We start from the raw sequence: 25218 nt of genomic DNA on the forward strand, positions 1-25218 counted from the left end.
GCGGACATGGACCGTTTCGACCTGATCGTGCGCGGCGGCACCATCGCCACCGCCTCGGACGTGTTCCGTGCCGATATCGGCATTCGCAACGGGCGCATCGCCCAGATCGGCGAGGCGCTGACGGGCGATTGCGAGGTGATCGACGCGAGAGGCAAGTACGTGTTGCCCGGCGGCATCGACAGCCATGTCCACGTCTCGCAGCCCTCGGGCGAGGGCATCGTCATGGCCGACGACTTCGAGAGCGGCACGCTCTCGGCTCTGTTCGGCGGCAACACCACCATCATGCCCTTCTGCCTGCAGGAGAAGGGGCGGCCGATGCGCGAGGCGCTGACCGCCTATCACAAGCTGGCCGAGGGCAACTGCTACACCGATGTCAGCTTTCACCTGATCGTCTCGGACCCGACGGATTCGCTGCTCGGCCAGGAGCTGCCGGCGCTCGCCGCCGACGGCTATTCCTCCTTCAAGGTCTTCATGACCTACGAGGACCTGCGGCTCAGCGATGCGGAAATCCTCAAGACGCTGGACGTCGCCCGTTCGACCGGCGCCACCGTCATGGTCCATTGCGAGAACGAGGACGCGATCCGCTTCCTGATCGCCCGGCACGAGGCGGCCGGCGACGTCGCCCCGCGCGCCCATGCCTCCACCCGTCCCGTGGCGGTGGAGCGCGAGGCGACGCACCGGGCGCTGTCACTCGCCGAGATCGCCGATGTGCCCATTGTCATCGTCCATGTCTCCAACGGCGAGGCGATGGAGGAAATCGCGCGAGCCCGCGCGCGCGGGCTCAAGGTGGTTGGCGAGACCTGCCCGCAATACCTGGTGCTGACGGCCGAGGATCTCGACGGCATGGACTGGGAGGGGGCGAAGTTCGTCTGCTCCCCGCCGCCGCGCGACAAGGCGGCCCAGGCCGAGTGCTGGCGCGGCATCGAGACGGGCGTCTTCGACCTGTTCTCGTCCGACCATTGTCCGTTCCGCTACGACGACGAGCGCGGCAAGCGCAATCCGAAGGGCCTCACCAGCTTCCGGCACATTCCGAACGGCATTCCCGGCGTCGAGACGCGGCTGCCGATCCTCTTTTCCGAAGGCGTGATGAAGGGGCGGATCGACCTGCCGCGCTTCGTCTCGCTGGCCGCGACCGCGCATGCGCGCACCTACGGCCTCTATCCGGAGAAGGGCACCATCGCCATCGGCTCCGATGCCGACCTTGCGATCTGGGACCCGACGGAAAAGCGCACCATCCGCCATGCGGACCTGCATGACGGGGCCGACTACTCGCCCTACGAGGGGCTGGAGATCACCGGCTGGCCGACCACCGTCATCCTCGGCGGTCGGGTGATGGTCCGCGACAACACGCTCGTCGGCGCCAAGGGCGACGGCACCTATCGTTCGGCCCGCACCCGCGGTGCCGCACCGCTTTGACTTCCAAAGGAGGAAACACCATGAAGATCAAGATCACCGCCGGCCCCTTCACCTTCGATGCGGTGCTGGAGACGGAAAAGGCGCCGGAGACCTGCAAGGCCTTCCTGGCGCGCATGCCCTTTGCCGGGCAGATCGTGCATGTGCGCTGGTCCGGCGAGGGCGTGTGGATCCCGCTCGGCGACCTGTCCTTCGGCGTCGGCTACGAGAACCACACCAGCCATCCGGCGCCGGGCCACATCCTGCTCTATCCCGGCGGCATCAGCGAGACGGAGATCCTGCTCGCCTATGGCGGCGTCGACTTCTCCTCGAAGATGGGCCAGCTGGCCGGCAACCACTTCATCACGCTGACCTCCAACCTCGACAAGCTGCCCGAGCTCGGCCGCAAGGTGCTGTGGGAAGGCGCGCAGGACATCCGCTTCGAGGTGGCCTGACCCTTCAGGCTCAGTCCAGCACGGCGAACTGGTCGAGGATCCAGAAGACCTCCGCGGCCAGCGCCACCACCATGAAGGCGATGTGGAAGCGCGACGAGCGTATCCACATCGCCGCGACGGAGAGGGCGGCAAGCACCGTCTGTCGCAGCGGGTAGAACGCCCCGAACGAGCGGAAGTGCTCGGCTCCCTTCATCGCCGTATCCAGCATGTCGATGCAGAACAGCGTCGCCAGCAGCCCGTAGAACCACTTCTGGCGGGTGTGGAAATAGTCCCGGTAGCTCGCATTCTCGCCGACCTTGTCCGGAAACAGGATGGCGCAGGTGAAGAAGAAGCACGAGGCGTAGGCCACCACCAGGAAGTAGAGGTCGAACGTCCAGCGTTCGATCCGGGCCAGGCCGATCTCGAACCACCAGAAATGCATCACGGAAAGCAGCAGGAACAGCGCCCAGCCGATATGGACGCTGTAGAGATGTTCGCGGCTCGGGTTCTGCACCAGGTTGGCGAGCCCGTTCAGCAGGCGCGCCACGCACAGGCCCGTGATGATGCCGATGAACACCCGTACATGCATGAAGGCGCCGGCATTGGGGACGATCGTCTCCATCGTGTCGCGTTCTCCAGTCTCGCTTGTTTCACGGCGCCAGCCGGATCGCCGTGGTCTCCTTGCCGGTGCGGATCACGAACATCGTGTAGAAGCGTGCCACATTGGTCTCGTTGCGGAACAGACGTTCGCACAAGCCGTCGAATTCCTCCATGCCCGACAGCCGGAGCATCAGGACCACGTCGGTCTCGCCGCTGACGCTGTAGGCCTGCACCACCGCCGGCTCGTTCTCCACCAGCGCCAGGAAGCGGCGGGTCTGCTGTTCGCCGTGGCGCTCCAGTTCCACCGTCACCACGGCCTTCAGGCCCTTGCCGGCGCGTGTCGGGTTGAGGATGGCGACCGTGCGGTCGATGACGCCGGTCGCCTTCAGCCTGCGGATGCGGCGCAGGCAGCTCGACGGCGACAGGCCGACCTCCTCGGCAAGGTCGGCATTGGTGCGCGCGGCGTCCGCCTGCAGCAGGTTCAGCAGCTTCCTGTCGATGCGATCCATGGCGTCTCCAGCGTTCGGATCACTATGCAATAAAATTGCACGAAGCTGCAAAGTTTGACCAAAAATGCCGCGCGGCTGCGGTATCGGTAGCGCACGAAAATGTCGGAGTGACTCGAATGTCTGTGCGTGCGCAGCTGATCCAGCGGACCCGCGATACCTTTGGAATCTATTGGGAACTGGTGCGTATCATCGTGCCGGTCATGGTGATCGTCGAGATTCTGGCGCGTCTGGGCGCCATCCGCGCCATGTCGCCGTATTTCGAGCCGGTGATGCAGCTCTACGGCCTGCCGCCGGAGATCGCGCTCGCCTGGCTCACCGGCCTGCTGATCGGCCTGTGGGGCGCCATCGTCATCGTCTTCGCCCTGGTGCCGGTGTCCGAGCTGACCGTGGCCGACATCACCGTCTTCTCGACCCTGCTGCTCTTCGCGCATGCGCTGCCCATCGAGCAGCGCATCATCCAGCGCGCCGGGCCGGGCTTCTGGATCACCACGGTGCTGCGCATCGCCGGCGGTCTCGCCTGCGCGGCGCTTCTCCACCAGCTTTACGAGGCCACCGGCTGGCTCTCCACGCCGCTGTCGCCGGTGTGGATGCCGATGGAGGAAACCTCAACCTGGACCGGCTTCGCCATCGGCCTCGGCAAGACCCTGCTGATGATGCTGGTGATCCTGTTCGGCCTGTGCTGGCTGATGGACATCCTCAAGGTCACCGGCATCATGGACCGGCTGATCCGCGCGCTGGTGCCGCTGTTCCGTCTCGCGGGCATTGCTCCGCCCGCCGTACCGTTCGCGTCCGTTGGCCTGCTGCTCGGCATTTCCTATGGCGGCGGCTTGCTGATCCGCGAGGCGCGGGAATCGCGCGTCGACCCGCGCCAGGTGTTCCTCGCCAGCGCCTTCATGGGCTTTGCCCACAGCCTGATCGAGGACACGCTGATCGTCGTCGCGGTGGGGGCGGATTTCACCAGCGTCTTCTTCGGCCGGCTGCTCTTCGCCGTCGTCGCAACGGCGCTGCTGGCCAAGGTCGTCTCGCTGATCCCGGACTGGATCCTGTTCGCCGAACCGGCACAGGCCCGCGCCGCGCGCGAAGCCGGGGCCGATGCGGCCTGAGCCTTGCCGCCTGACGTTTTACGCTTGAGGCTCGCGGCAGCTTATGCCGCCGCGAGCCGTTTCCGATGCGCCGTCAGCGCGCCGACAGGCACGTGCCGAGCGGGCGGATCACCAGCAGGTCGACGGCCAGCATCGCGATCAGCGACAGGCCGACCAGCGGGAAGACGATGCCGCCGATGGCGAGGATCGCCAGCAGCCCGCGGAACACCCGTCTGTCCGCCGGCATCGGCGGTACGCCGAGGCTTCCCGCTGGTCGCCGCTTCCACCACATCACGCCGGCGGAGACGGCCAGCATCACGATGGCCAGGCACACGACGACCAGCAGGAGCTGGTTCGCCAGGCCGAACTGCTGGCCCATATGCGTGTTGATGCCGAATTCCAGCCATCGGCCGAGCGGGCCGTAATCGGCATAGCTCATGTCGACCAGCGGCTTGCCGCTGTACTGGTCGAGATGCACGACGCGCTGCTGCGCCAGGTCGTCCGGATAGATCGAGGCCGAGTAGACGCCGGTCGGCGAGGAGGGCAGGCCGATGGTGTATCCCCGGTGCAGGCCCAGGCCGTCGACGATCTCCACCGCCCGGTCGAGGCCGATATCGCGTGCCTGCGGCGCGGCGTCGGTTGACTGCGGGATTCGCGCCTGTTCCAGCGACCATGTGGTCGGTGCGATCTCGGCGAGCTTTGCGTCCGACATCGGCACGTCGACGCGCACGCCGGACGGATAGCCGAAGTTGTTGCCGTTGGCCCATTCGTTGACCTTGGCGCCCCAGTTGCCGGACCACGGCATGCCGGTAATTGCCAGAAACACGATGAAGAAGCCGACGAAGATGCCGGTCACCGCATGTGTATCGCGCCAGAACATCCGGCTCTTCGGCGTGCCGCGTATGCTGGTGACGCCGCCGCGCCCGCGTCTGCGCGGCCACCACAGATAGATGCCGGTCCCGACCAGCAGGATCGACCAGCCGCCGACGATCTCGATGACGGCGCGCACGGTCGGGCCGAAATAGCGCAGGCTGTGCAGGTAGCGCACGGTCCACATCACTGTGCCGCGGTCGGGCAGGGCGCCCAGCACCGTGGCATCATAGGGATCGACATAGACGGCCAGCCGCTGGCCCGTGTCGGCGCTGACAGTGATCTCCGCCGAATCCCGGTCACCCGCTGGCGAGATGTATTTCACCGCCCGGCCGGGATAGGCGTCGAGTGCCGCCGCGACGATGGCGGACGGGGCGGCTCTGGCGACATTTTCGCGGACCTCCACCCGTTTCAGGTCCGCGTGCAGGATCGCGTCCAGCTCGTCGCGGAAGAGATAGAGCGCGCCGGTGACGGCGAGCGTGATCATGAAGGGCAGAACCAGAAGGCCCGCATAGAAGTGCCAGCGCCAGACGGCGCGATAGAGGTCGGAGCTGGAAGCGGGGGAGGCGAGCGCCCCCGTTCCGGCGCCCTGCGCGGTGGTATCGGTCATGGATTGATCTCCGGGCACAACGATCCCTGCGCCGCGCGCAATGCGGCGGCGGCGGGACGGCCTCGGTGCCGTTTGTCGGGACGATCCGGTGGCGCCGGCCCGAAAGCCTCGCCCGGCGCCGTGCCGGGATCAGTGGGTGCTGTGGTCGGTCTTCTTGCTCTCGCCGTGACCATGGGCTCCATGGTCCTGCGCCTTGCCGCCGGCGCCCATCTTGTCGGCGGCCAGCTCGACCTCGATGTCGCCACCCTTCTCGAAGGTGAGGGTCAGCGGCACCTTGTCGCCTTCGGCGATGGGCTGCTTGAGGCCGATCAGCATGATGTGGATGCCGCCGGGCGCGAGCTCCACCTTGGCGCCGGCCGGCACCTCGAGGCCATCGGCAAGCGGGCGCATCTTCATGACGCCGCCGGCCATTTCCATCGTGTGGATCTCGACCTTTTCGGCAATCGGCGAGGAACCGCCGACCAGACGGTCGGCCGCGCCGCCCTCGTTGGTGAAGCTCATGAAGGCGCCGGCCACCTTGGCGGCGGGCGGGGTGGCGCGGGTCCAGGGATGACCGATCTGGATCTCGCCGGCCCGGTAGCTGTGGGCCTGGGCGCCGACGAAGGCGACGAGCGTCAGGGCTGCCGCGAAGACGAACTGAAGAATACGCATGGGATAGGCTCCATAAGTCGCAATTATGCTGACCGGCGGCCTTCGGGCGCGGCCGGTCCTTGGGTATTGGCTTGCGTCAGATGGAGATATGCGGCGGTGCGCGGGCCGGTGGCGGCGGTCCTTCCGCGCGCGCAAGCGCGGTCGGAGCCGGGGCGGGCACCCAGGCGTCGGTCTCGGCCGCCTCGGGCGCGGGCAGGTCGATCGCGGCAGGGGCTGCCAGCGTGCCGCCGGCGCAGGCGAGCTTGCACAGCGTCGAGCAGCAGTCGCGGGCGAGGTCCTTGAGCGGATGGTCGTCGCCCGGATCGGCGATTGCCGTCGGCGAACACAGCACATAGGCCGGGCTGGTGCCGTCGGCGGCCATCACCGTGCGCGCATTGGCGGCGACAAGGCCCTGCAGCAGCATGGCAAGGACGATCGTCGCGGCCATCGACCACGTCAGCAACCGGTCCTTCAGGAGTTCCCTCATGCTGTGCATTGCCGCTCTCTAGCGGCCCCGGGCGCGTCTGTCACGAGGGGAAATCGTCGCGGAGCCGATGGCTCCACGGGACGCGCGCTTTTATAGTCGTCGCATGGGCGCCGGCGCAGGGTCGGCATTTGCGAAAGGCGAAGAGGTGGACGGCAGCGAGGGCATCAAGGGAGCAACCGGCATCGGTGCCGTGGTCGGCGCTGCGGTGCGCCGCGAGCGCCAGCGTGCCGGCCTGTCGGCAAGCGAGCTTGCGCGCGCCGCGGGCCTTGCCAAGTCGACCCTGTCGCAGCTGGAGGCCGGGAGCGGCAACCCGGCCATCGAGACGCTTTGGCTGCTCGCCAACGCGCTGGGCGTCAGCGTTGCCACGCTGCTGGAGGCACCACGCGCCGAGGTCGAGGTGATCCGCGCCGGGGAGGGACCGTCGACCCGCTCGGATCATGCCGACTATCTCGCCCGCCTGCTGTCCGCGGCCGGACCCGGCACAAGGCGCGATCTGTACGTGATCGAGGCGGAGCCCGGCTCCCCGCATCTCTCGCCCGGTCATGGGCCTGGCACGCGCGAGCATGTGGTGGTGATGCGCGGCCGCGCCCGTCTCGGCCCGCAGGGGAGCGAGGTGGAGCTAGCCGCCGGCGACTATGCCGCCTATCCGGGGGATGTCCCTCACGCTTTCGAGGCCTTGGAGCCGGACACCCGCGCCGTGCTGATCATCGAGCACGGCTAGGGCCGGCAGATCACCCCTCTACCGCGTGCCGCAGGGCGGCGAGCGCCAGCAGCCGCGTCGAATCGAGCGTCGGCAGCGGCGAGTTGCCGTCGTTCATCAGGAGCGGGATTTCCGTGCAGCCGAGCACCACGGCGTCGCACCCGTCCTCGCGCGCCATGCGGCCGATGACGTGCTGGAAATAGGCCTCCGCCGGGGCCTCCAGCTTCCCGCGCACCAGCTCGTCCATGATGATGCGGCCGATCTCGGTCCGCTCCGCCTTCGTCGGCAGCACGGTCTCGATGCCCTGCTTGCCGAGCGCCTGCGGATAGACGTCGCTTTCGGTCAGCCACACCGTGCCGGTCAGCGCCAGCCGCCGGAAGCCGCGGCGCGCCGCCTCCTCGGCCACCACCTCGGCGATATGCAGGAAGGGCAGGGGCATGCGGTCCGCCACATGCGGCAGGCCTTGGTGGATGGTGTTGTCCGGGCAGATCAGCATGTCCGCGCCGCAGGCTTGCAGCCGCTTTGCACTGTCCAGCATCAGCTCGCCGACGAGATCAGCGCGCCCGGCATCCAGATGGCGGACATACTCGGCGAGCGGCTGCATGTGCAGGCTCACCGGCGGATTTCCGTGGGCCCCGAGCAGGGGCTCGGCTTGCGCGCAAAGGGTGCGGTAGCACTCCGCCGCCCCTTCCGCCGAACAGGCGATGATGCCGACATGCCGTACCATTTCCGCGCTCCATCCATCGTTCCGTACAATTGTTCATTATATCGAACAATTGTGCTGGTCAACCGGACGGGCGGAGAGGCGCTCACATCTTCCGGGCAACGGCGCGGAACACCAGCTCCCACAGGCAGGTGGCGCCGTTCGCCTGCCGCTCCTGTCGCAGCCGCTCGTCCAGCGTGTCCGGATCGGCGCTGGCCATGTCGGTGATGCCGAAGCGCTCCAGCCGGGGCATCACCGCCCGCACGATCATGCCGACGGGATAGCTGCTGTCGGGGGTCAGGAGGTTCGCTTCCGCCCGCACGCTCTCGACGGCAAGGCCCGCTGCGCTCATCACCTCGTGCAGCGTCAGCCCCATGTCGAGCCGCGCGCCTTCTCGGCTCAGCATCTTTGCCAGCCAGTCGCGCACCTCGTCATGCAGGGGCAGGGGATGGCGCCCGGGCACCAGCCGTGAGGCGTCGTGCTCGTGAAAGGCGACGACCCCGCCGGGCCTGAGCGCGGGGCCGAGCGCTTCCACCGCCGCGACCGGATCGCCCTGGTACATCAGCACCCTGCGGCCGACGACGGCGTCGATCGTTCCGTGGCCGGGAAGCTCCGCATCGAAGCCGCCCTCGATGACGCTCACATTGGCAAGGCCTTCGTCCGCCGCCATGCGCCGGGTCATGTCCAGCATGGCGAGATCTCGGTCGACGGCCAGCACCCGGCCCCCAGGGCCGACGCGGCGGGCGATCATCCGCGTCACCGCGCCGGGCCCGCAGCCGATATCGACCACCGTCCAGCCGGGGGCGATTCCCGCCTCGTCCAGCAGGCGCTCGGTCATCAGGTCGACGGGGTTCGTGCTCATGCGGAAGCGTCCTTGTCTGCGGTTCGGCGGGCATCCTCTGCGGCAGCCGCGATATCCGCAAGGCCCACCTCGGCCAGCGGCAGGTGCAGGCGCAGCCGGCGTGCGGGCGCGCCGGCCTCGTGGATGCCGATCACCGTTTCCACGTCCGGGCAGCCATCCTCGCCGCAGGCAAGCTCGCTGATGGAAATCACCGCGTCCTCGCCGGGCGCCAGCACCTGGCGCACCGCCTCCTTGATGCGCTGGCGCTGGGCGTGCCGTTCCGCCTCCGCCTCGGCACCGTTTGCGGCCGGCTCGGGGCGGGAGGGGCGCCGGTCGCGCGGGGCGAACGGATTGACGAAGAGGCTCATGCGCCGGGATCCTGATCTGTTATGTAATAACGTTTCAAGATTGGCGAATGCGGATGCGCGCGTCAAGCCGCTTGCGGAGGGTGTCTTCTCAATGTATCGATATATCCAGAAGGAGAGATAAATGGATAAGATATCCGCACTCGCCGCCCTGGCCGCTCTCGGGCAGGAGACCCGGCTCGACATCTTCCGCCTGCTGGTGCAGGCCGGGCCGGACGGCATTGCCGCCGGCGATGTCTCGGCTCGCCTCGGCGCGGTCCAGAACACCGTCTCCGCCCATCTCAAGACGCTGACCCAGGCCGGTCTCATCCGCGCCGAGCGGGAGGGGCGCATCGTGCGCTACACCGCCGACATGACGGGCTTCCGCGATCTGCTGGCCTTCCTGATGGAGGACTGCTGCAACGGCGCGCCCGAGCTCTGCCGCCCGGTGATCGACGCGGTGACCTGCAAGTGCTGACCCTCGGCCGGCCGTCCGCGCCGGAGGAAACATGGAGAGCAACATGAGCGATCGCATCTACAACGTGCTGTTTCTGTGCACCGGAAATTCCGCCCGCTCGATCCTTGCCGAGGCGATCCTCAACCGGGACGGCAAGGGACGGTTCCGTGCATTTTCCGCCGGCTCCCAGCCCAAGGGCGAGGTCCATCCGCAGGCGCTGGCCCTGCTCGGCAAGCTCGGGATCGAGACAGGCTTTGCCCGCTCCAAGAGCTGGGAGGAGTTCGCCGCCCCGGACGCCCCGGTGATGGATTTCGTCTTCACCGTCTGCGACAACGCGGCCGGCGAGGCCTGCCCCGTCTGGCCGGGCCAGCCGATGACCGCCCATTGGGGCGTGCCCGATCCTGCGGCCGTCGAGGGGACGGAAACCGCGCAGGCGCTTGCCTTTGCCGACACCTGGCGCATGCTTTCCACCCGCATCTCCATCTTCACCGCTCTTCCGCTGGCCTCGCTCGACCGCATGACGCTTCAGGCGCGGCTCGGGGAGATCGGCCGCGACCTGCCTCGCGCAGGCTGACCGCATTCAGGGACAGTCACATGACGGATCACGCTCTCGTGGCGGAGGCGCAGGATGCCCCGGCCATCGGTTTCTTCGAGAAATACCTCACGGTCTGGGTTGCGCTGTGCATCGTTGCCGGCATCGGCCTCGGGCATCTGCTGCCCGGCGTGTTCGGCGCAATCGCCTCCGCCGAGGTCGCGCAGGTCAACCTGCCGGTCGCCGTGCTGATCTGGCTGATGATCGTGCCGATGCTGCTGCGCGTGGATTTCGCCTCGCTGGCCCAGGTCGGCACGTTCTGGCGGGGCATCGGCGTCACGTTGTTCATCAACTGGGCGGTGAAGCCCTTTTCGATGGCGCTGCTCGGCTGGCTGTTCATCGGCTTCCTGTTCCGGCCCTGGCTGCCGGAGGGGGAGATCGATTCCTATATCGCCGGCCTGATCATCCTGGCGGCCGCGCCCTGCACGGCGATGGTGTTCGTATGGTCCAGCCTGACGCGCGGCGAGCCCAATTTCACCCTGTCGCAGGTGGCGCTGAACGATGCGATCATGATCGTCGCCTTCGCGCCCATCGTCGGTCTGCTGCTGGGTCTCTCCGCGATCACGGTGCCCTGGGATACGCTGCTGATCTCGGTGGTGCTCTATATCGTGCTGCCGGTGATCGTTGCGCAGCTGGTGCGCCGCCGACTACTGGCGAGCGGCGGACAGCGGGCGCTCGACCGGCTGGTCGGGCTGCTGCAGCCGCTCTCGCTGGTGTCGCTTCTGGCGACCCTGGTTCTGCTCTTCGGCTTCCAGGGCGAGCGGATCATCGCCCAGCCTCTCATCATCGCGCTGATCGCCGTGCCGATCCTGATCCAGGTCTATTTCAACTCGGGCCTCGCCTACCTGCTCAACCGGATCTCCGGCGAGCAGCATTGCGTCGCCGGCCCGTCCGCCCTGATCGGCGCCTCGAACTTCTTCGAGCTGGCGGTCGCGGCGGCCATCGCCCTGTTCGGGCTGAATTCGGGGGCCGCGCTCGCCACCGTCGTCGGCGTGCTGGTCGAGGTGCCGGTGATGTTGTCGGTGGTGTGGATCGTCAACCGATCGCGCGGCTGGTACGAGCGCGGATCGCGGGTGGCGGGCAGCGCGGACTGACGCCGGCCTGCCGTTTCGCGCGAAGGAAAGCTCTTGCCGGGCGGCAAGCTGCGCCGTAACCCTTGTTCTGGTTTTCGAAGAAGGCGTGCTGCGCGGCCCGGTGTTCCTGTCAGGGGAGGACCGCGCCGACCGTACCCGCCCCACCGATCCTGCCTTTCCCTTGCCGTTCTTGCCTGCGGCTGCCCGTTTCGAACGTTCGACCCGCCAATGCCCGGCGCCGCTCCGGCCCGGTTTCACAAGGACCATGTGAGATGTCGCAGCGCCCCCTTGGCGTTGATGCGCAAGCAGCCGGAACCGGCTGGTTCATCACGGCGCTCGGCATCGCGCAGATCTGTTCCTGGGGCACGCTGTTCTACGGCTTCCCGCTGATCGCCGAGGCGATGCGCGGCGACCTCGGCTGGTCCAAGCCGGTTCTCTACGGGGCCGCGACCCTCGGCGTGGTGCTCGCCAGCATGGCGGCCTATCCGGTCGGCGCGGCCATCGACCGGGGGCGCGGGCGCTACCTCATGGCGGGTGCCTCCGTGCTCGCCGGGTTGCTGCTTCTCGCCTGGTCGCAGGTGGAAGAGGTCGCGGCCTTCTATGTGGTGCTTGCCGGGCTCGGCATGCTGCAGGCGGCAACGCTCTACGAGCCGGCCTTTGCCGTCATCGCCCGGCGCGTCGGCCCCTTGCGGGCGCGCGGCGGCATCACCGCGCTCACCTTGTGGGGCGGGTTCGCCAGCACCGTCTTCATTCCGGTCATCCAGCTCCTGATCGAGACGCAGGGCTGGCGCGGCGCGCTGGTGGTGATGGCTGGCGTCAACGGCCTGCTGTGCGCCTCGCTCTATTTCCTGGCGATCAATCCGGCGCGCGATGCGCCCGCTCCGGTCTACGAGGACGGCAGCGCGCCGCTCTCGGGGCGCCGTGCGGTGGCGGCGGCGATGCGCCGGCCGTCCTATTGGGGCCTGATGCTTGCCTGGGTCTCCTATGCGGCGGCGTTTTCCTCGCTGACCTATCATCTCTATCCGCTGCTGCTGGAGCGGGGGCTGGATGCGGCCGGCGTCGTTGCGGTGATGGCGGTGATCGGCCCGGCCCAGGTCGCCGGGCGCATCGCCATCCGCATGCTGGCACCGGCGGCACCCGTGCGGGTCATCGGCTCGGCGGTCGTCATCGTCTTTCCGCTGGCCGCTGCGGCGCTCGCCTTCGCTCCGCCCTCGGTGCTGGTGATCGGCGCCGTCGCCGCCGTCTACGGCGCGGCCAACGGCATGATCACCATCGTGCGCGGCCTCGCCGTGCCGGAGATGGTCAGCCGCGAGGCCTATGGCGCGGTCAGCGGCTCGCTCACCGGGCCGATGAACTTCATGCAGGCGCTCGCCCCGCTCGCCGCCGCGCTGCTGTGGCAGGCCTCGGGCGGTTATGGCGCGGTGCTGGCGGCGATCTTCGTCGGCGCGCTGTCGCTGTGCCTCGGCTTCTGGTTCGCGGCGCTTAAGGCTCCGCGCTGACCCCGCGATGATCGGGCGTCACGCCTCGCTCTGCAGGTCCTCGGCCAGATAGTCGATCAGCGCGCGCACCTTCGGCAGCAGGTAGCGGCGCGAGGGATAGACCGCATAGACCTGCGTATCCGCCGCAGCCCAGCCGTCCAGCACCGTCTCCAGCCGCCCGGAGGCGATCTCCTCGCGCACGTAAGGGGCGGGGATCAGCGACAGGCCGTAGCCGTCCAGCAGCGCCTCGCGCACGGCAAGGCTGGTCGATATCCGGTAGCGGCTTGCGACCGGCATCGTCACGCGCTCGCCCGCGCGCTCCAGCATCCATTCCGTGGCATTGCCGGACAGCGAGAACTGCACGATCCGGTGGCTCGCCAGTTCCTCCGGGTGGCGCGGCCGGCCGGCCTTGTCGAAATAACCCGGCGCCCCGCAGATCACGTGGCGCATCACCATCAGCCGCCGGGCGACGAGACTGGAATCCTCCAGCTTCGGCGTGCCGCGAATGGCGATGTCGAAGCCGTCCTTGACCAGGTCCACCCGCCGGTCGTCCAGGTGCAGGTCGATCTCGACTTCCGGATAGGCTTGCATGAAGGCGGTGAACGTGCGCGACAGGCGGGTCACCGTCAGGCTGATCGGCGCCGCAACCCGCAGCAGGCCGCTCGGCCGGTGGCGCAGCGGCTGCATCGACCCGTCCGCCTCGGCGAGATCGTCGAGAATGCGGGCCACCTGCTCATAGTAGAGCCGGCCCGGCTCGGTCAGGCTCATCCGCCGGGTCGTGCGGTTGAGCAGGCGCACGCCGAGATGGGCTTCCAGCTCGCCGACATTCTTGCTGATCGCCGCCGGCGACAGCGACAGGCTGCGCGCGGCTCCGGCGAAGGAGCCGTCGTCCACCACCCGGCGGAAGATGCGAAGTGCGGTGAGCTGTTCCATTATTATTCACTATGCGTTGCGAGTGATCGGATGAATAGCCCGATTATCGCAGAGATGGAACGGGAATATCTCTTGGGCAACGCAGGGAGCACGGGCTCCCGGTACTGTTCACGGAGAAATCGCACCATGACCGCAACCGATATCGCCACCCTTCTGGAAGGCCGCGTCTCGGCCAACCTGTTCGATCCCGCCGTCGGCCTTGCCGTCGCCGAGGTCGAGGAGCTCGTCCATCTCGCGACGCGCGCGCCCAGCGCCTACAACCTGCAGAACTGGCGTTTCATCGCTGTTGCCTCGCCGGAGGCCAAGGCGCGGCTGCGCGAGGCGGCCTATGGTCAGGCCAAGGTGTCGGAGGCTGCCGTCACCTTCATCATCGTCGGCAGCCACCCGGATGCAGAGGGTCTCGGCGAGCGGCTGCGCCCGTCTGTCGAGGCCGGGTTCATGCCGGCTGGCATGGTCGCTGACTGGACCCGCGCCGTTGCCGATGCCTATGGCGCGGACCCGGTTGCCGCCCGCGACGAGGCGGTGCGCTCGGCGACGCTTGCCGCCTCCTTCATGATGGTGGCCGCCGCGGCCAGGGGGCTCGCCAGCGGTGCGATGGTCGGCTTCGATCCGGCCCGCGTCACGGCCGAGTTCGATCTCGCCGAGGGCGAAGTGCCGGTGATGCTGCTCGCCGTCGGCCGCGCCGCGCCCGGCAACTGGCCGCAAAAGCCGCGTCGTCCGCTCCGCGAGGTGCTGTCGCACGCCTGATCTGCCAGTTGGGCGAGGGGGCTTGTCTGCCCCTCTCGCGCCCGCCAAGATCGCCGGGCGGCGTTCCTGCCGTCCGGCCCGTTCCCGCCCTTCCTCAAACGAGGCCCGTCATGTTCCGCGCTTCCGATCTTCTGACCACCGCGCTCGCGCCGGTGGTCTGGGGCAGCACCTACATCGTCACGACCGAGCTGCTGCCTCCCGGCCATCCGGTTTTCGTGTCCGCCGCCCGCGTCCTGCCTGCCGGTCTGCTCCTGCTGCTGCTGGTGCGCCAGTTGCCGCGCGGGGAGTGGATCTGGCGGTCCTTCGTGCTGGGCGCGTTGAACTTCGCCATCTTCATGGTGCTGCTGTTCATCGCCGCCTACCGGCTGCCCGGGGGCATCGCCGCGACGGTCGGCGCGGTCCAGCCGCTCATCGTCATCTTCGTGGCCGCCGTTGTTCTCGGCAGCGCGATCCGGCCCCTTGCGGTTCTCGCCGCCCTTGCCGGCCTGTGCGGGGTCGCCTTGCTGGTGCTGCGCAACGAGGCGGCGCTCGATGCGGTGGGCATCGCGGCGGCGCTGGGCGGTGCGGTGTCGATGGCGCTGGGCACGGTGCTCACCCGTCGCTGGCAGCCGCCGGTCTCCCCGCTCGTCTTCGCGGCCTGGCAGCTTCTCGCCGGCGGGGTGCTGCTGGTGGCGATGGCTGCCGTGCTGGAGCCGCTGCCGCCGGCGCCGAGCGCGCGCAACATGGTCGGCTTCCTCTACATGAGCCTGTCCAGCGCGCTGACCTATGTGCTGTGGTTCCGCGGCATCTCGCGGCTGGAGCCCTCGGCTGTCGCCTCGCTCGGCTTCCTCAGCCCTACCACCGCGGTTCTGCTCGGCTGGGGACTGCTCGGCCAGGCGCTCGCCCCGGCGCAGATCGCCGGTGTCGCGCTGGTGCTGGCAGGCGTCTGGGCCGCGCAGGTCGCGGTGCGGCGCAGGGCCGTGCCGGCTGCGCCCCAGCCTTGAGGAAAACGTGTCGAGACAAACCTTGCGGGACGGCGGCTCAGCCCGCCGTCTCGTCGTCCTCGCTCTCGAACTGGATGCCGAGTTCGGTTGCGGTGCGCCAGCGCACGATGGCGGTGACGACGATATCCTCGTTGACGATGCGCAGCTCGAAGCGGTCGGGGATCTCGGCGGTGCTCGGAAGCTTCAGCAGGGCACCGTCTTCGGACAGGTTGCGGACGCGGCATTCGTGGATTTTCGCCCCGCCATCCACGACGATCCGTCCGCTTTTCAGCGTGCGGTGACGCGGACTGCTCCGCCTGTCGCGAATCGTCATCTCATCCGGCCTCCCAAATCGGGCGAACTATGGCCCCTCTTGCAGTGATTCTCCAAGCTGGTTGCGGCTGGATTAGGCCGATAATCGGGTTTTTTGCGGATTGACCGCGGCAACGGAATAACGGCGGCGCCCGTCGTTTTCCTGCAACAGTGAGGTCCCTTGCGCGAAACTTGCCGGCCTTGGTCGTCCCTGCGGCTTGACCCTGGCGCTACGGCAGGTCAACCCTGACCGCACACAGAGGGAGACTTCATCGCCATGACATTGCTCGTCCTGGGACTCATCGTCTTTATCGGCGTGCATGCCGTTCCGATGATGACCGATCTGCGCGACAGCCTGAGGGCCCGGCTCGGCGCCGGCGGCTATCGCATTGCCTTCACCATCGCCTCGCTCGCCGGCTTCGCGCTGCTGGTCTACGGCTATGGCGCGGCACGGGCGGAAGGCTCGCCGCTTCTCTACGATCCGCCGGTGTGGATGCGGCATGTCACCATGCTCTTGATGCTGCCGGTCTTCGTCTTTCTGGTCGCCTCCGGTGCGCCGACGGGGCGGATCAAGAAGGCGGTCAAGCACCCCATGGTGCTGGCGGTGAAGATCTGGGCCTTCGCCCATCTTCTGGCCAATGGCGATCTGGCCTCGGTTCTGCTCTTCGCCAGCTTCCTTGCCTGGGCGGTGATCGACCGGATTTCGCTGAAGCGGCGCCCGGCGACCCTGGGCGGAGCTGCGGCGGGCGCGCCCTCGGCAGCCGGCGACATCGTCTCGCTCGTCGTCGGCCTTGGCCTCTATCTCGCTTTCGTCTTCTACCTGCACGAACTGCTGATCGGCGTGCCGGTCGTCTAAGGAGACGCCGCGTGACCTGCCTCACTTGCGCCACGAAGACGCGCAAGGGGAGAGGCGCGCGCTCATTTCGGTGCCTGCCGCCTTTCGAAGCGGTCACTGCCGTTTGCCAGTGAAAGGTCAAATGGATATGGTGGCGCCGCGCCGCTCCGGCAGACCGGGCGGCGCATTTCTCAAGTATCGGGAATTCGCAGCGTATGTCGGACATTTTTCGCGAGGTCGACGAGGAGATCAGGCACGAGCGCTACAAGCGCCTGTGGAACCGTTTCGGTACCTACCTGATCGCCGTTGCTGTCCTCATCGTTGCCGCTACCGCCGGCTGGCGCGGCTGGCTTTACTGGCAGGAGAGCGCGGGCCGCGAGGCTGGCGACATCTATGTGAGCGCTGCCCGTCTTGCCGATCAGGGCAATTTTGCCGAGGCTGAAGCACGGCTTGCGGAACTGGCGAACGGTCCCGGCGGCTATCCGCAGCTCGCCGGCATGCGCGCTGCCGCGCTGAAGGCGCAGGCGGACGACAAGGCCGGCGCCATCGCCGCCTTCGACGCGATCGCCGCAGACACCAGCGCCGCGCCGCTGCTTCGCGATATTGCCCGCCTGCGCGCGGGCTACCTGTCGCTCGACCTTGAAGACTATTCCGGCGCTTCGCAGCGTCTCGAGGCGCTGTCGGGCGACGACAATGCCTGGCGGTTCCTTGCCCGCGAGGCGCTGGCGCTGGCCGCCTGGAAGCAGAACGACACGGCCGCCGCCCGCCGCTGGCTCGGCGGCATTCTCGACCAGGAGGGAGTGCCCGGTGACGTCGCCTCGCGCGCCCGCACCCTGCTGGAGCTGATCGACGCCGCCGAAGGCAAGCCGGCCGGGGAGGGCTCCTGATGAGCATTCGAGCGAATAGTCACGCGTTCGGCCGCAACGGATCCCGCACCTTCCTGCGCGCCGCGACCCTGTCGCTGGCGGCGCTGGCGCTGGCCGGCTGCTCGTCGCTGTCCGATCTCAATCCCTTCTCCAAGGAAACGGTCCTGCCGGGCGAGCGCGAGGCGCTGTTCGACAATGCCGTTCCGGGGGGTGAGGAAGGCAACAAGACCGCCAGCATCGGCTCGGCCAGCTCCGTCGAATGGCGGCAGGGCGGGGGTGATGCCGGCAACAATTCCGGCAATGTCTCGGCCTCGATCTCCGGCGGCCGCGCGTGGCGTGCCTCCGTCGGCGGCAGCGGCGGCGGCATGTTCTCCGGCACCGTGCGCATTGCCGCGCGTCCTGTTTCCGACAATGGCCGCATCTTCGTCTACAACCAGAATGGCGATGTGACCGCACTGTCGACCAATGGCGGCCGCCTGTGGCGCCGCTCGCTGCGGCCCGAGGGCGAGAGCGGTGTGGCATCCGGCGGCGGTGTCGCCGTCGATGGCGGCCGCGTCTTCGTCGCCACCGGCTACAGCCAGCTCGTCGCACTGGACGCCTCGTCCGGCGCGGTCCTGTGGACCAAGAGCATCAACGCACCGGCCCGCCAGGCCCCGGCCGCGGCCGGCGGCACGGTCGTCGCCGTCACCCAGACCGGCGAGGTTCATGCGGCGGCCCAGGACGACGGCGCAGAGCGCTGGACCTATGCCGGCATCGCCGAAAGCAGCGGCTTGCTCGCCTTCGCCAATCCGGCGATTTCCAGCGGCACCGTCATCGTGCCCTTCACCTCCGGTGAGGTGATGGCGCTCGACATGAAGAACGGCGAGCCGAAATGGGTCGAGGGCGTGACCCGCTCCTACCGCACCCGTGCGGTCTCCGGCTTCACCGACGTTTCGGCCAGCCCCGTCGTCAATGGCGACATGGTCTTCGCCTCCGGCGTGTCGGGCCGTCTCGTCGCCTCGCGGCTGCGCAACGGCGAGCGCGTGTGGGAGCAGGACGTCGGGTCGCTGCATACGCCCATCGTGTCCGGCGGCAGCGTGTTTCTGATCGATATCGAGGACCGCATGGTCGCGCTGGAGCGCTCCACCGGCAAGCCGCTGTGGCGCACCGTGTTGCCGAATGTCGAAGGCAAGAAGAAGAGCCGCATCAACTGGGCCGGCCCGGTGCTCGCCAACGGCGTGCTCGTCGCGGCCTCCAGCGACGGCCGGCTTGTGCGGGTGGATGCCACCTCGGGCCGCGTGCTCGGCGTGTCGCAGACATCGGAAGACATCTACGTGACCCCGATCATCGCCGGCGGACGGATGGTGACCATCACCTCCAAGGGCGACGTCGTCGCGTTCAACTGACGGGGCGCGGGCGCGCATCGCCCGGCCGGCTCCTTCGCTTCTCGCATCCCGCGTCCGTGCCGGCGCGGGATGCTTCATTTGATCCAGGCCCGCGGCGGGTGTATTCCGCCCGGGCTTTCGCCATTTCCGGGGTTACAGGACCGTGCCTGCCAAGATCGCCATCATCGGACGCCCGAACGTCGGCAAGTCCACCCTTTTCAACCGTCTGGTCGGCAAGCGGCTGGCGCTGGTGGACGACACGCCGGGCGTGACCCGTGATCGCCGTCCGGGCGACGCGCGCCTCGGAGATCTGCGCTTCACCATCCTCGACACTGCCGGTCTCGAGGAGGCGGACGCCGCCAGCCTCGAGGGCCGCATGCGGGCCCAGACCGACGAAGCCATTGCCGATGCCGATGCGGTGCTGTTCGTGATCGATGCGCGCGCGGGCATCACGCCGAGCGACAGCCATTTCGCCAACGTGCTGCGGCGGAGCGACAAGACCGTCATCCTGATCGCCAACAAGGCGGAAGGGCGCTCGGGCGAGAGCGGGCTCTACGAGGCCTACAGCCTCGGCTTCGGCGAGCCGGTGGCCATGTCCGCCGAGCACGGCGAGGGCCTTGCCGATCTCTACCAGGCGCTGCGGCCGGTGGTCGATGCGGTGGAAGAGCGCGAGGAAGCCCTGATCGCCGCCGAGGCGCGGGCCGCGGAAGCGGCGCTGCCGCCGGGCGAGATCGCCGAGACCGATGTCGAGCTTGCCACCGACGAGGATGGCGAGGTCGTGGAGGAAGAGGACAAGGGCCCGCCCGCCGGCAGTGCCCAGCGTCCCTTGCGCGTGGCCGTCGTCGGTCGTCCCAATGCGGGCAAGTCGACGCTGATCAACCGGTTCCTGGGCGAAGAGCGCCTGCTCACCGGCCCGGAGGCCGGCATCACGCGCGATTCCATCTCCGTCGACTGGGTCTGGCGCGACCGGCACGTGAAGATGTTCGACACCGCCGGCATCCGCCGCAAGGCGCGGGTGCAGGAGAAGCTGGAAAAGCTCTCCGTCGCCGACGCGCTGCGCGCGATCAAGTTCGCTGAGGTGGTCATCGTCACGCTGGATGCGACCATCCCTTTCGAGAAGCAGGACCTGCAGATCATCGATCTCGTCGCGCGCGAAGGCCGCGCCGTGGTGATCGCCATCAACAAGTGGGACCTGATCGAGGACCACGCCGAGGCGATGCAGCGCATCTCCGATGCGACCGAGCGCTATCTCAACCAGATCCGCGGCGTGCGCATCGTCACCCTGTCGGGCCTGCACGGGCGCGGCCTCGACAAGCTGATGGACGCGGCCTTCCAGTCCTACGACATGTGGAACCGGCGCGTGTCGACCTCGCGTCTCAACCGCTGGCTCGACGGCGTGCTGGTCCACCATCCGCCCCCGGCGGTGGCCGGCCGGCGCATCAAGCTGCGCTACGTCACCCAGGTGAAGGCGCGCCCGCCGCATTTCGTCGTCTTCTGTTCGCGTCCCGAGGTGCTGCCGGAGAGCTATACGCGCTACCTGGTCAACGGCTTGCGCGAGACGTTCAACATGCCCGGCACGCCGATCCGCCTCAGTTACCGCAAGGGCGAGAACCCCTATGCGGCGAAGGCAAAGAAGCGGAAGATCCACTAGGTCGTGAACTCATAATTGTGCCGGAAACGGCGTCCGTTCGGGCAATGATATGCTAGGAGGAGCACGATGGCCGGGGCAGGTCCCCCCGGCCGAGCGATCCGACGCCGCAGATCGAAGCTCGAACGGCGCCCTTCGGGTATGCCGGAACCCGCCGGCAACAGCGTCGCAAGCCCTTGAAAACCTAATGGTTTCCTGCGGCCTTGCTCCTTGTATCCGATCGGGTTCGGGCATACCGTTTCTCGACAGAATTATGAGTTCACGACCTAGGTCCGATCTCGGGATCAGGATCTTGTGAAGGGGAGCGGCGCCTTGCCATCTTCCCTTCCGCGTCCTCGCGCACCACATGACAACACGCGCGCGGGGCGGGCCTGCACGCAATCAGTTTGCTCGTGCCGTGTGCGGCGCGGGACGGCCGCCGGTATTGCGGATGCCGGACGGTGCAACGCCAAAGGGGCGCCGCGCATGACAATCAGTGCAAGTCTCGTCGCCGCCGAGGTCATGGAGTGGCTCCATGGCGACGCGGTGCAGGTGGAGGAAGTCTCGACGCTGATCGAGACGCTGGCGATGCGGCTCAACGAGGCCGGCGTTCAGGTCGACCGGGTGGTCACCGGCATTTCGGTGATGCACCCCAACGTGCGTACCGAGGGCATCACCTGGACGGCGGAGCAGGGCATCGAGCTGCGCCGTTACATGGAGACGGCCGAGAGCATCAAGGCCTACGACAACAGCCCCTTCAAGGTGGTGTTCTCCGAGCGCCGCAGCGTGCGCATTCGCCTGCGCGCGGGCGGCGAGCTGCCGGCCTACGGCATCGTGCCGGAGCTGCTGGAGGCCGGGTACACCGATTATGTCGCGCTGCCCCTGCCGTTTTCCGACGGCACGGTGAAGGGCGTCACCTTTGCCACCCGCCGCACGGGCGGCTTTTCCGGCGCGGAGATCTCGCTGCTCGACACGATCGCCCGGCCGCTGGCGCTCCTGTGCGAGCTCTACACGCTGAAGCGGATGAGCCACACGCTGCTCGATACCTATGTCGGCCGGCGCGCGGGCGCGCGGGTGCTCGCCGGTACGGTCAAGCGCGGCGACGGCGAGACGATTTCCGCCGTGGTCGGCTTTTTCGACCTGCGCGGCTATACCGAATTGTCCAACGTGCTGCCGGGCGACAAGCTGATCAGCCTGCTCAACGGCTATTTCGATGCCGTCACCCGCGCGGTCGAGGCCCATGACGGGGAAGTGCTGAAGTTCATCGGCGACGAGGTGATGGCGGTCTTCCCCTATGCCAGCGAGGACAGTGCCCGCCATGCGGCGCGCCAGGCGCTGCTGGCCGCGCGCGAGGCAACGGCCTCGCTCTCAGAGATGAACCGCGACTGCTGCGCCGAGAAGCCGCCCCTGCGCGTCGGTATCGCGCTGCATGCGGGAGATGTGTTCTTCGGCAATGTCGGGGCCGAGGCGCGGCTCGACTTCACGGTCGTCGGGCCGGTGGTCAATCTTGCCGCGCGCATCGCCGCGCTGACCCGCGACCTGGAACAGGACATTCTCGTCTCGGATGCCATCGCCGACCTGATGGGGTGCCATGCCGGCGCGCTCGGCAGCTACCGGGTGAAGGGGTTCGAGGAGCCCGTATCGGTGTTCATGCCGCCGGCCGGTTCGATCGGGGCGGATGGCAGCTGGTGCAATTCGGCTGCCAGCGCCCTTGCCCTGGAGGCGAACTGACGGCGGGCCAGCACGCAGACCACGAAGAGCGTGGTGGCCATGAACACGCGCGGGTCGACGAACCAGCCGAGATACCCGACGGAGAAGAAGAAGGCCCGCTGGCCGCGATTGAAATGCGTGCCGGCGAGCACCATGATCCCGGCCGCCTTCTCGGCGAAGGCGCGGCGATGCAACTCGGGCGCATTCTCCTCCGGCATCGCCCCCATCAGGATCGTGGCATAGTTGAACAGCCGGTAGGCCCAGCCGAACTTGAAGAAGGCATAGGCGTAGATCAGCGTCAGGCCGATCACCTTCAGCTCCCACAGCGCCGGGTTGCCGCCGCCCTTGAGGCCGAGATCGCTCATCATCTTCAGGATCGAATCGGTCGAGGTCAGCAGCGCGAAGCAGCCACCGATCGCCAGCAGCGAGGTGGAGGCGAAAAAGCCCGTACCCTGCTGCAGGCCGGCGGCGATCCCCACATCCATGATCCGCACCGGGCGGCGACTCATCATCTCCATCCAGCCGCGGCGATGCATGTTCATCTGATAGGACAGGGTGCATCTTTTCAGCGATGACAGCTCCACCAGAACGTTGAATCCCAGCCACGCGGCGATGAACCAGGCCAGTGCCGCCAGATCCGTTCCGGCCAGGTTGATCATTTTCGCTGTCCTTGGATGTTCCGTTACGGTATTTTTCTGCCGAAGTCTGGCCTCGTATGCGATAAGGATCAACCGCCTGCATACGGGAACGCCCCGATGCCTTTCCCGTCGTTTTTTGCCCTTTTGTGCGGCAAAATGCGAGGGAAGAAATTTCCGGCGTTTTATTCCGAAGTGCCGTTGAGGTATTTTACTTATATACTGTCGGTTTTGGATAAAATTTTATACATTATAGTCCCATAGTATTATTATGGGAGCTTGATTTATTTAATCGGATTAGGAGTTTCTAAATACGATCGGTAGTACGCTGCCCGAGTTGAGTTCTCGGGAGAATGACTCCATGTTCTACGATAAAAAGATGGCGTTTATCGAGGCTATCGGTCGGTCACAGGCGATCATTCAATTCAGCCCGGACGGCACCATCATCGATGCCAACGAGAATTTCCTGAAGGCGGTTGGTTACCGACTTGAGGAAATCCGTGGCAAGCATCACAGCATGTTCGTGAGGCGCGCCGATCGCGAGAGCGAAGAGTATCGCGCCTTCTGGTCTTCTCTGGGGGGCGGCGCTCTGCGCTCCGGCGAGTTCCGCCGCATCGGCAAGGACGGCCGGGATATCTGGCTGCAGGCCACCTACAATCCGGTCTTCGACCGCGCCGGGCGCACCGTGCGGGTGGTGAAGATCGCCGCCAACATCACCGATGCAAAGCGGCGCAGCCTCGAGGTGGCCGGCGAGATCGACGCGATCCGCCGCTCGCAGGCCGTGATCAGCTTCTCGATGGACGGCACGATCCTGGATGCCAACGACAACTTCCTGAAGGCCATGGGTTATCGGCTCGACGAGATCGTCGGCAAGAACCACCGCATGTTCGTCAGCGAGGACTACGCCCGCAGCCCCGAGTATCGCCGGTTCTGGGAAGAGCTGCGCAGCGGCCGCTTCCAGGCGAATGAGTTTCTTCGCTTCGGCAAGGGCGGCAAGGAAGTCTGGATCCAGGCGAGCTACAATCCGATCCTCGACGAGGACGGCAAACCGGTGAAGGTGGTCAAGTTCGCCACCGACCGCACGGCGCAGGTGCAGCTGCGACGGCGCCGCGAGGCCGTTCAGAAGCAGATCGACGGCGATCTGGACTCCGTTGTCGCCGCGATTACCCAGGCGAGCGCCCAGGCGGCCGACGCCTCCGCCTCGTCATTGCAGGCCTCCGGCAATGTGCAGGCGGTCGCCTCCGCAACGGAAGAGCTCGTCGCCTCCATCGGCGAGATCAACCGGCAGGTGGACCAGGCCATGCACGTGGCCGGGCGCGCCGTCGAGGAGGCACGCAATTCCTCGGCCGTCATGACCGGGCTTGCTGCCAATGCCCGCAAGATCGGCGAGGTGCTGGAACTGATCGACAGCATCGCCTCGCAGACCAATCTCCTGGCGCTCAACGCCACCATCGAGGCCGCCCGCGCCGGAGAGGCCGGCAAGGGGTTCGCCGTGGTGGCCGGCGAGGTCAAGAACCTTGCGGCGCAGACCTCGAAGGCAACCGAGGACATCAGCTCGCGCATTGCGTCCGTGCAGGAATCCTCTTCCGAGGCAGAGGGCTCCATCCAGGCGATCATGCAGATCATTCAGGAGATCAGCGATATTTCGGCAAGCGTCGCCGCGGCGATCGAGCAGCAGTCCGCCGTGACCCGCGATATTTCCGGCAACATGCAGCAGGCCCATGCCGGTGTCGTTGCGATCAGCGGCAACATGCAGTCGCTGTCGGCGGAGACCGAGCGGGTCGAACACGCCACGGTAAAGGTGCGCGAGGCCTCCCGCTCCATCGCGTAAGGAGGCCTGCGGCCTTGCTGTTCGAGTGAAAGTCCGGCGGCGGCATCGTGCCAGCCGCCGGGGCAAGAGTGATCGGATCGGCGTCCGGTCCGGTCCGGTTCGTTCATACGATCTGGCTGAAGGGGCTGTGGTCTTCTAAAAGGCCCATTGATCGTCAATGAACAACTGCTCCAGAACTTCAGCAATGAAGTCGACGCCCTCGGAATAGTTGTCGATCTCAATGAAATCCGGATGATCCGCCAATACAGTTTCTATACTTGATTCTGCGTTGAATCCGTATCCCGTCATGGCCAAAGAGCTCGAGACATATTCTGGGTCTACATCTCCATTGTTGTAGAATACGGAATCCTGCGGATCGGTTTCGATGAAGTTGAATGCTTCATGCCTGAGTGTTTCGCGGCCTTGCCTTACCTCCTGGAGAAGATAATTTTCATAAAGCAATCGTGCTCCTTCGACAGCACCTGGGCTCGCGGCCGCTGCACCGGCGTTGTGTGCCATCCTATTGAGAATTTCTTGGTCGTTCGCGTTGTTATAGAACCTGAAGGCGTCTTGGAGGTTGTGCTGAAATCCGAGTTTTTCTGCCATTGTCACTTA

27 protein-coding genes and 1 pseudogene are annotated in these 25218 nt (G+C 67.1%); 16 read left to right on the forward strand and 12 right to left on the reverse strand.

Annotation, left to right across the window (positions count from 1 at the left end):
* Positions 1-6 precede the first annotated feature (6 nt).
* Together hydA and ACVJ6E_RS06440 are read left to right on the forward strand one after the other, a co-directional pair.
* A complete protein-coding gene (hydA, locus tag ACVJ6E_RS06435; RefSeq protein ID WP_120267545.1) occupies positions 7-1416 on the forward strand; it encodes a dihydropyrimidinase in 1410 nt (469 codons plus the stop codon).
* A gap of 20 nt (positions 1417-1436) precedes the next feature.
* Positions 1437-1847, forward strand: coding sequence for a DUF3830 family protein (locus ACVJ6E_RS06440; RefSeq protein ID WP_120267546.1), 411 nt, complete (start codon positions 1437-1439; stop codon positions 1845-1847).
* A 10-nt stretch (positions 1848-1857) separates the two neighbouring features.
* On the opposite strand, the gene ACVJ6E_RS06445 is transcribed toward ACVJ6E_RS06440, so the two are convergent.
* On the reverse strand, positions 1858-2448 hold the full coding sequence (locus ACVJ6E_RS06445) for a hypothetical protein (protein WP_120267547.1): 591 nt from the start codon (positions 2446-2448) through the stop codon (positions 1858-1860).
* A gap of 28 nt (positions 2449-2476) precedes the next feature.
* Positions 2477-2935 (reverse strand): Lrp/AsnC family transcriptional regulator, encoded by a 459-nt coding sequence (locus tag ACVJ6E_RS06450; RefSeq protein WP_120267548.1) that lies wholly within the window; start codon positions 2933-2935, stop codon positions 2477-2479.
* A gap of 116 nt (positions 2936-3051) precedes the next feature.
* On the opposite strand from ACVJ6E_RS06450, the gene ACVJ6E_RS06455 reads away from it, so the two are divergent.
* Positions 3052-4038, forward strand: a complete 987-nt coding sequence (locus tag ACVJ6E_RS06455; RefSeq protein ID WP_120267549.1) for a nucleoside recognition domain-containing protein — start codon at positions 3052-3054, stop codon at positions 4036-4038.
* Positions 4039-4111: 73 nt separating this feature from the next.
* Here ACVJ6E_RS06455 and ACVJ6E_RS06460 read toward each other — a convergent pair whose 3' ends face one another.
* From ACVJ6E_RS06460 to ACVJ6E_RS06470, 3 genes are all read right to left on the reverse strand, one after another.
* Positions 4112-5497, reverse strand: coding sequence for a PepSY-associated TM helix domain-containing protein (locus tag ACVJ6E_RS06460; RefSeq protein ID WP_120267550.1), 1386 nt, complete (start codon positions 5495-5497; stop codon positions 4112-4114).
* Positions 5498-5626: 129 nt separating this feature from the next.
* Positions 5627-6148 (reverse strand): copper chaperone PCu(A)C, encoded by a 522-nt coding sequence (locus ACVJ6E_RS06465; RefSeq protein ID WP_120267551.1) that lies wholly within the window; start codon positions 6146-6148, stop codon positions 5627-5629.
* Between the two features lie 76 nt (positions 6149-6224).
* Positions 6225-6623, reverse strand: coding sequence for a hypothetical protein (locus ACVJ6E_RS06470; RefSeq protein WP_147421814.1), 399 nt, complete (start codon positions 6621-6623; stop codon positions 6225-6227).
* Positions 6624-6759: 136 nt separating this feature from the next.
* Here ACVJ6E_RS06470 and ACVJ6E_RS06475 point away from each other — a divergent pair, with 136 nt between their 5' ends.
* On the forward strand, positions 6760-7335 hold the full coding sequence (locus ACVJ6E_RS06475) for an XRE family transcriptional regulator (protein WP_208996619.1): 576 nt from the start codon (positions 6760-6762) through the stop codon (positions 7333-7335).
* Between the two features lie 10 nt (positions 7336-7345).
* On the opposite strand, the gene ACVJ6E_RS06480 is transcribed toward ACVJ6E_RS06475, so the two are convergent.
* The 3 genes from ACVJ6E_RS06480 to ACVJ6E_RS06490 form a co-directional block, all read right to left on the reverse strand.
* Positions 7346-8041, reverse strand: a complete 696-nt coding sequence (locus ACVJ6E_RS06480) for an amino acid racemase (RefSeq protein WP_120267554.1) — start codon at positions 8039-8041, stop codon at positions 7346-7348.
* Between the two features lie 82 nt (positions 8042-8123).
* The gene (locus ACVJ6E_RS06485) at positions 8124-8879 is read right to left on the reverse strand and encodes a methyltransferase domain-containing protein (protein WP_120267555.1); all 756 of its coding nucleotides are present in this window, start codon (positions 8877-8879) and stop codon (positions 8124-8126) included.
* The gene (locus ACVJ6E_RS06490) at positions 8876-9226 is read right to left on the reverse strand and encodes a nitrate reductase (protein WP_120267556.1); all 351 of its coding nucleotides are present in this window, start codon (positions 9224-9226) and stop codon (positions 8876-8878) included. Before ACVJ6E_RS06490 ends, ACVJ6E_RS06485 begins: the two co-directional genes overlap by 4 nt.
* 121 nt (positions 9227-9347) lie before the next feature.
* Between ACVJ6E_RS06490 and ACVJ6E_RS06495 the strand changes: the two genes are divergently transcribed.
* The 4 genes from ACVJ6E_RS06495 (at position 9348) to ACVJ6E_RS06510 (ending at position 12823) form a co-directional block, all read left to right on the forward strand.
* On the forward strand, positions 9348-9680 hold the full coding sequence (locus ACVJ6E_RS06495) for an ArsR/SmtB family transcription factor (protein ID WP_120267557.1): 333 nt from the start codon (positions 9348-9350) through the stop codon (positions 9678-9680).
* Between the two features lie 43 nt (positions 9681-9723).
* A complete protein-coding gene (locus tag ACVJ6E_RS06500; RefSeq protein WP_120268320.1) occupies positions 9724-10233 on the forward strand; it encodes an arsenate reductase ArsC in 510 nt (169 codons plus the stop codon).
* 20 nt (positions 10234-10253) lie between these two features.
* Entirely contained in the window at positions 10254-11345 is a 1092-nt protein-coding gene (gene arsB / locus ACVJ6E_RS06505) for an ACR3 family arsenite efflux transporter (protein WP_097176202.1), read from the forward strand.
* Positions 11346-11596: 251 nt separating this feature from the next.
* Entirely contained in the window at positions 11597-12823 is a 1227-nt protein-coding gene (locus ACVJ6E_RS06510) for an MFS transporter (RefSeq protein WP_120267558.1), read from the forward strand.
* 18 nt (positions 12824-12841) lie between these two features.
* Here the strand turns inward: ACVJ6E_RS06510 and ACVJ6E_RS06515 are convergent, their stop codons facing one another.
* The gene (locus tag ACVJ6E_RS06515; RefSeq protein WP_120267559.1) at positions 12842-13735 is read right to left on the reverse strand and encodes a LysR family transcriptional regulator; all 894 of its coding nucleotides are present in this window, start codon (positions 13733-13735) and stop codon (positions 12842-12844) included.
* A gap of 126 nt (positions 13736-13861) precedes the next feature.
* On the opposite strand from ACVJ6E_RS06515, the gene ACVJ6E_RS06520 reads away from it, so the two are divergent.
* Together ACVJ6E_RS06520 and ACVJ6E_RS06525 are read left to right on the forward strand one after the other, a co-directional pair.
* Complete coding sequence (locus ACVJ6E_RS06520) at positions 13862-14482, forward strand: nitroreductase family protein (protein WP_097176205.1); 621 nt, start codon at positions 13862-13864, stop codon at positions 14480-14482.
* Positions 14483-14592: 110 nt separating this feature from the next.
* The gene (locus ACVJ6E_RS06525) at positions 14593-15465 is read left to right on the forward strand and encodes an EamA family transporter (protein WP_067216097.1); all 873 of its coding nucleotides are present in this window, start codon (positions 14593-14595) and stop codon (positions 15463-15465) included.
* 37 nt (positions 15466-15502) lie between these two features.
* On the opposite strand, the gene ACVJ6E_RS06530 is transcribed toward ACVJ6E_RS06525, so the two are convergent.
* Positions 15503-15778 (reverse strand): PilZ domain-containing protein, encoded by a 276-nt coding sequence (locus tag ACVJ6E_RS06530; protein ID WP_120267560.1) that lies wholly within the window; start codon positions 15776-15778, stop codon positions 15503-15505.
* Positions 15779-16033: 255 nt separating this feature from the next.
* Here ACVJ6E_RS06530 and ACVJ6E_RS06535 point away from each other — a divergent pair, with 255 nt between their 5' ends.
* The 5 genes and pseudogenes from ACVJ6E_RS06535 to ACVJ6E_RS06555 form a co-directional block, all read left to right on the forward strand.
* Positions 16034-16612 (forward strand): NnrU family protein, encoded by a 579-nt coding sequence (locus tag ACVJ6E_RS06535; RefSeq protein WP_120267561.1) that lies wholly within the window; start codon positions 16034-16036, stop codon positions 16610-16612.
* Positions 16613-16806: 194 nt separating this feature from the next.
* Complete coding sequence (locus ACVJ6E_RS06540) at positions 16807-17478, forward strand: tetratricopeptide repeat protein (protein WP_120267562.1); 672 nt, start codon at positions 16807-16809, stop codon at positions 17476-17478.
* Positions 17478-18842 carry an outer membrane protein assembly factor BamB family protein gene (locus ACVJ6E_RS06545; protein ID WP_120267563.1) on the forward strand — a complete coding sequence of 455 codons (1365 nt, stop codon included), beginning with the start codon at positions 17478-17480 and terminating at the stop codon, positions 18840-18842. The genes ACVJ6E_RS06540 and ACVJ6E_RS06545 overlap by 1 nt, the downstream gene beginning before the upstream one ends.
* A gap of 142 nt (positions 18843-18984) precedes the next feature.
* Positions 18985-20472 carry a ribosome biogenesis GTPase Der gene (der, locus tag ACVJ6E_RS06550; protein ID WP_120267564.1) on the forward strand — a complete coding sequence of 496 codons (1488 nt, stop codon included), beginning with the start codon at positions 18985-18987 and terminating at the stop codon, positions 20470-20472.
* A gap of 999 nt (positions 20473-21471) precedes the next feature.
* A pseudogene (locus ACVJ6E_RS06555) lies at positions 21472-22014 on the forward strand (adenylate/guanylate cyclase domain-containing protein); the annotation flags it as partial.
* A gap of 44 nt (positions 22015-22058) precedes the next feature.
* Here ACVJ6E_RS06555 and ACVJ6E_RS06560 read toward each other — a convergent pair.
* On the reverse strand, positions 22059-22817 hold the full coding sequence (locus tag ACVJ6E_RS06560; protein ID WP_120267566.1) for a DUF599 family protein: 759 nt from the start codon (positions 22815-22817) through the stop codon (positions 22059-22061).
* A gap of 337 nt (positions 22818-23154) precedes the next feature.
* Between ACVJ6E_RS06560 and ACVJ6E_RS06565 the strand changes: the two genes are divergently transcribed.
* Complete coding sequence (locus ACVJ6E_RS06565; protein ID WP_120267567.1) at positions 23155-24624, forward strand: methyl-accepting chemotaxis protein; 1470 nt, start codon at positions 23155-23157, stop codon at positions 24622-24624.
* A 135-nt stretch (positions 24625-24759) separates the two neighbouring features.
* Here ACVJ6E_RS06565 and ACVJ6E_RS06570 read toward each other — a convergent pair whose 3' ends face one another.
* The gene (locus tag ACVJ6E_RS06570; protein ID WP_147421815.1) at positions 24760-25209 is read right to left on the reverse strand and encodes a hypothetical protein; all 450 of its coding nucleotides are present in this window, start codon (positions 25207-25209) and stop codon (positions 24760-24762) included.
* Positions 25210-25218: the final 9 nt, after the last annotated feature.

Source organism: Stappia sp. G46H5W, assembly GCF_058448995.1.

What these genes read in the sequence shown, in the direction of transcription:
- hydA (WP_120267545.1), top strand. Translation starts at nt 7, where the DNA reads ATGGACCGTTTCGACCTGATCGTGCGCGGCGGCACCATCGCCACCGCC.
- ACVJ6E_RS06440 (WP_120267546.1), top strand. Translation starts at nt 1,437, where the DNA reads ATGAAGATCAAGATCACCGCCGGCCCCTTCACCTTCGATGCGGTGCTG.
- ACVJ6E_RS06445 (WP_120267547.1), bottom strand. Translation starts at nt 2,448, where the DNA reads ATGGAGACGATCGTCCCCAATGCCGGCGCCTTCATGCATGTACGGGTG.
- ACVJ6E_RS06450 (WP_120267548.1), bottom strand. Translation starts at nt 2,935, where the DNA reads ATGGATCGCATCGACAGGAAGCTGCTGAACCTGCTGCAGGCGGACGCC.
- ACVJ6E_RS06455 (WP_120267549.1), top strand. Translation starts at nt 3,052, where the DNA reads ATGTCTGTGCGTGCGCAGCTGATCCAGCGGACCCGCGATACCTTTGGA.
- ACVJ6E_RS06460 (WP_120267550.1), bottom strand. Translation starts at nt 5,497, where the DNA reads ATGACCGATACCACCGCGCAGGGCGCCGGAACGGGGGCGCTCGCCTCC.
- ACVJ6E_RS06465 (WP_120267551.1), bottom strand. Translation starts at nt 6,148, where the DNA reads ATGCGTATTCTTCAGTTCGTCTTCGCGGCAGCCCTGACGCTCGTCGCC.
- ACVJ6E_RS06470 (WP_147421814.1), bottom strand. Translation starts at nt 6,623, where the DNA reads ATGCACAGCATGAGGGAACTCCTGAAGGACCGGTTGCTGACGTGGTCG.
- ACVJ6E_RS06480 (WP_120267554.1), bottom strand. Translation starts at nt 8,041, where the DNA reads ATGGTACGGCATGTCGGCATCATCGCCTGTTCGGCGGAAGGGGCGGCG.
- ACVJ6E_RS06485 (WP_120267555.1), bottom strand. Translation starts at nt 8,879, where the DNA reads ATGAGCACGAACCCCGTCGACCTGATGACCGAGCGCCTGCTGGACGAG.
- ACVJ6E_RS06490 (WP_120267556.1), bottom strand. Translation starts at nt 9,226, where the DNA reads ATGAGCCTCTTCGTCAATCCGTTCGCCCCGCGCGACCGGCGCCCCTCC.
- ACVJ6E_RS06495 (WP_120267557.1), top strand. Translation starts at nt 9,348, where the DNA reads ATGGATAAGATATCCGCACTCGCCGCCCTGGCCGCTCTCGGGCAGGAG.
- ACVJ6E_RS06500 (WP_120268320.1), top strand. Translation starts at nt 9,724, where the DNA reads ATGAGCGATCGCATCTACAACGTGCTGTTTCTGTGCACCGGAAATTCC.
- arsB (WP_097176202.1), top strand. Translation starts at nt 10,254, where the DNA reads ATGACGGATCACGCTCTCGTGGCGGAGGCGCAGGATGCCCCGGCCATC.
- ACVJ6E_RS06510 (WP_120267558.1), top strand. Translation starts at nt 11,597, where the DNA reads ATGTCGCAGCGCCCCCTTGGCGTTGATGCGCAAGCAGCCGGAACCGGC.
- ACVJ6E_RS06515 (WP_120267559.1), bottom strand. Translation starts at nt 13,735, where the DNA reads ATGGAACAGCTCACCGCACTTCGCATCTTCCGCCGGGTGGTGGACGAC.
- ACVJ6E_RS06520 (WP_097176205.1), top strand. Translation starts at nt 13,862, where the DNA reads ATGACCGCAACCGATATCGCCACCCTTCTGGAAGGCCGCGTCTCGGCC.
- ACVJ6E_RS06525 (WP_067216097.1), top strand. Translation starts at nt 14,593, where the DNA reads ATGTTCCGCGCTTCCGATCTTCTGACCACCGCGCTCGCGCCGGTGGTC.
- ACVJ6E_RS06530 (WP_120267560.1), bottom strand. Translation starts at nt 15,778, where the DNA reads ATGACGATTCGCGACAGGCGGAGCAGTCCGCGTCACCGCACGCTGAAA.
- ACVJ6E_RS06535 (WP_120267561.1), top strand. Translation starts at nt 16,034, where the DNA reads ATGACATTGCTCGTCCTGGGACTCATCGTCTTTATCGGCGTGCATGCC.
- ACVJ6E_RS06540 (WP_120267562.1), top strand. Translation starts at nt 16,807, where the DNA reads ATGTCGGACATTTTTCGCGAGGTCGACGAGGAGATCAGGCACGAGCGC.
- ACVJ6E_RS06545 (WP_120267563.1), top strand. Translation starts at nt 17,478, where the DNA reads ATGAGCATTCGAGCGAATAGTCACGCGTTCGGCCGCAACGGATCCCGC.
- ACVJ6E_RS06560 (WP_120267566.1), bottom strand. Translation starts at nt 22,817, where the DNA reads ATGATCAACCTGGCCGGAACGGATCTGGCGGCACTGGCCTGGTTCATC.
- ACVJ6E_RS06565 (WP_120267567.1), top strand. Translation starts at nt 23,155, where the DNA reads ATGTTCTACGATAAAAAGATGGCGTTTATCGAGGCTATCGGTCGGTCA.
- ACVJ6E_RS06570 (WP_147421815.1), bottom strand. Translation starts at nt 25,209, where the DNA reads ATGGCAGAAAAACTCGGATTTCAGCACAACCTCCAAGACGCCTTCAGG.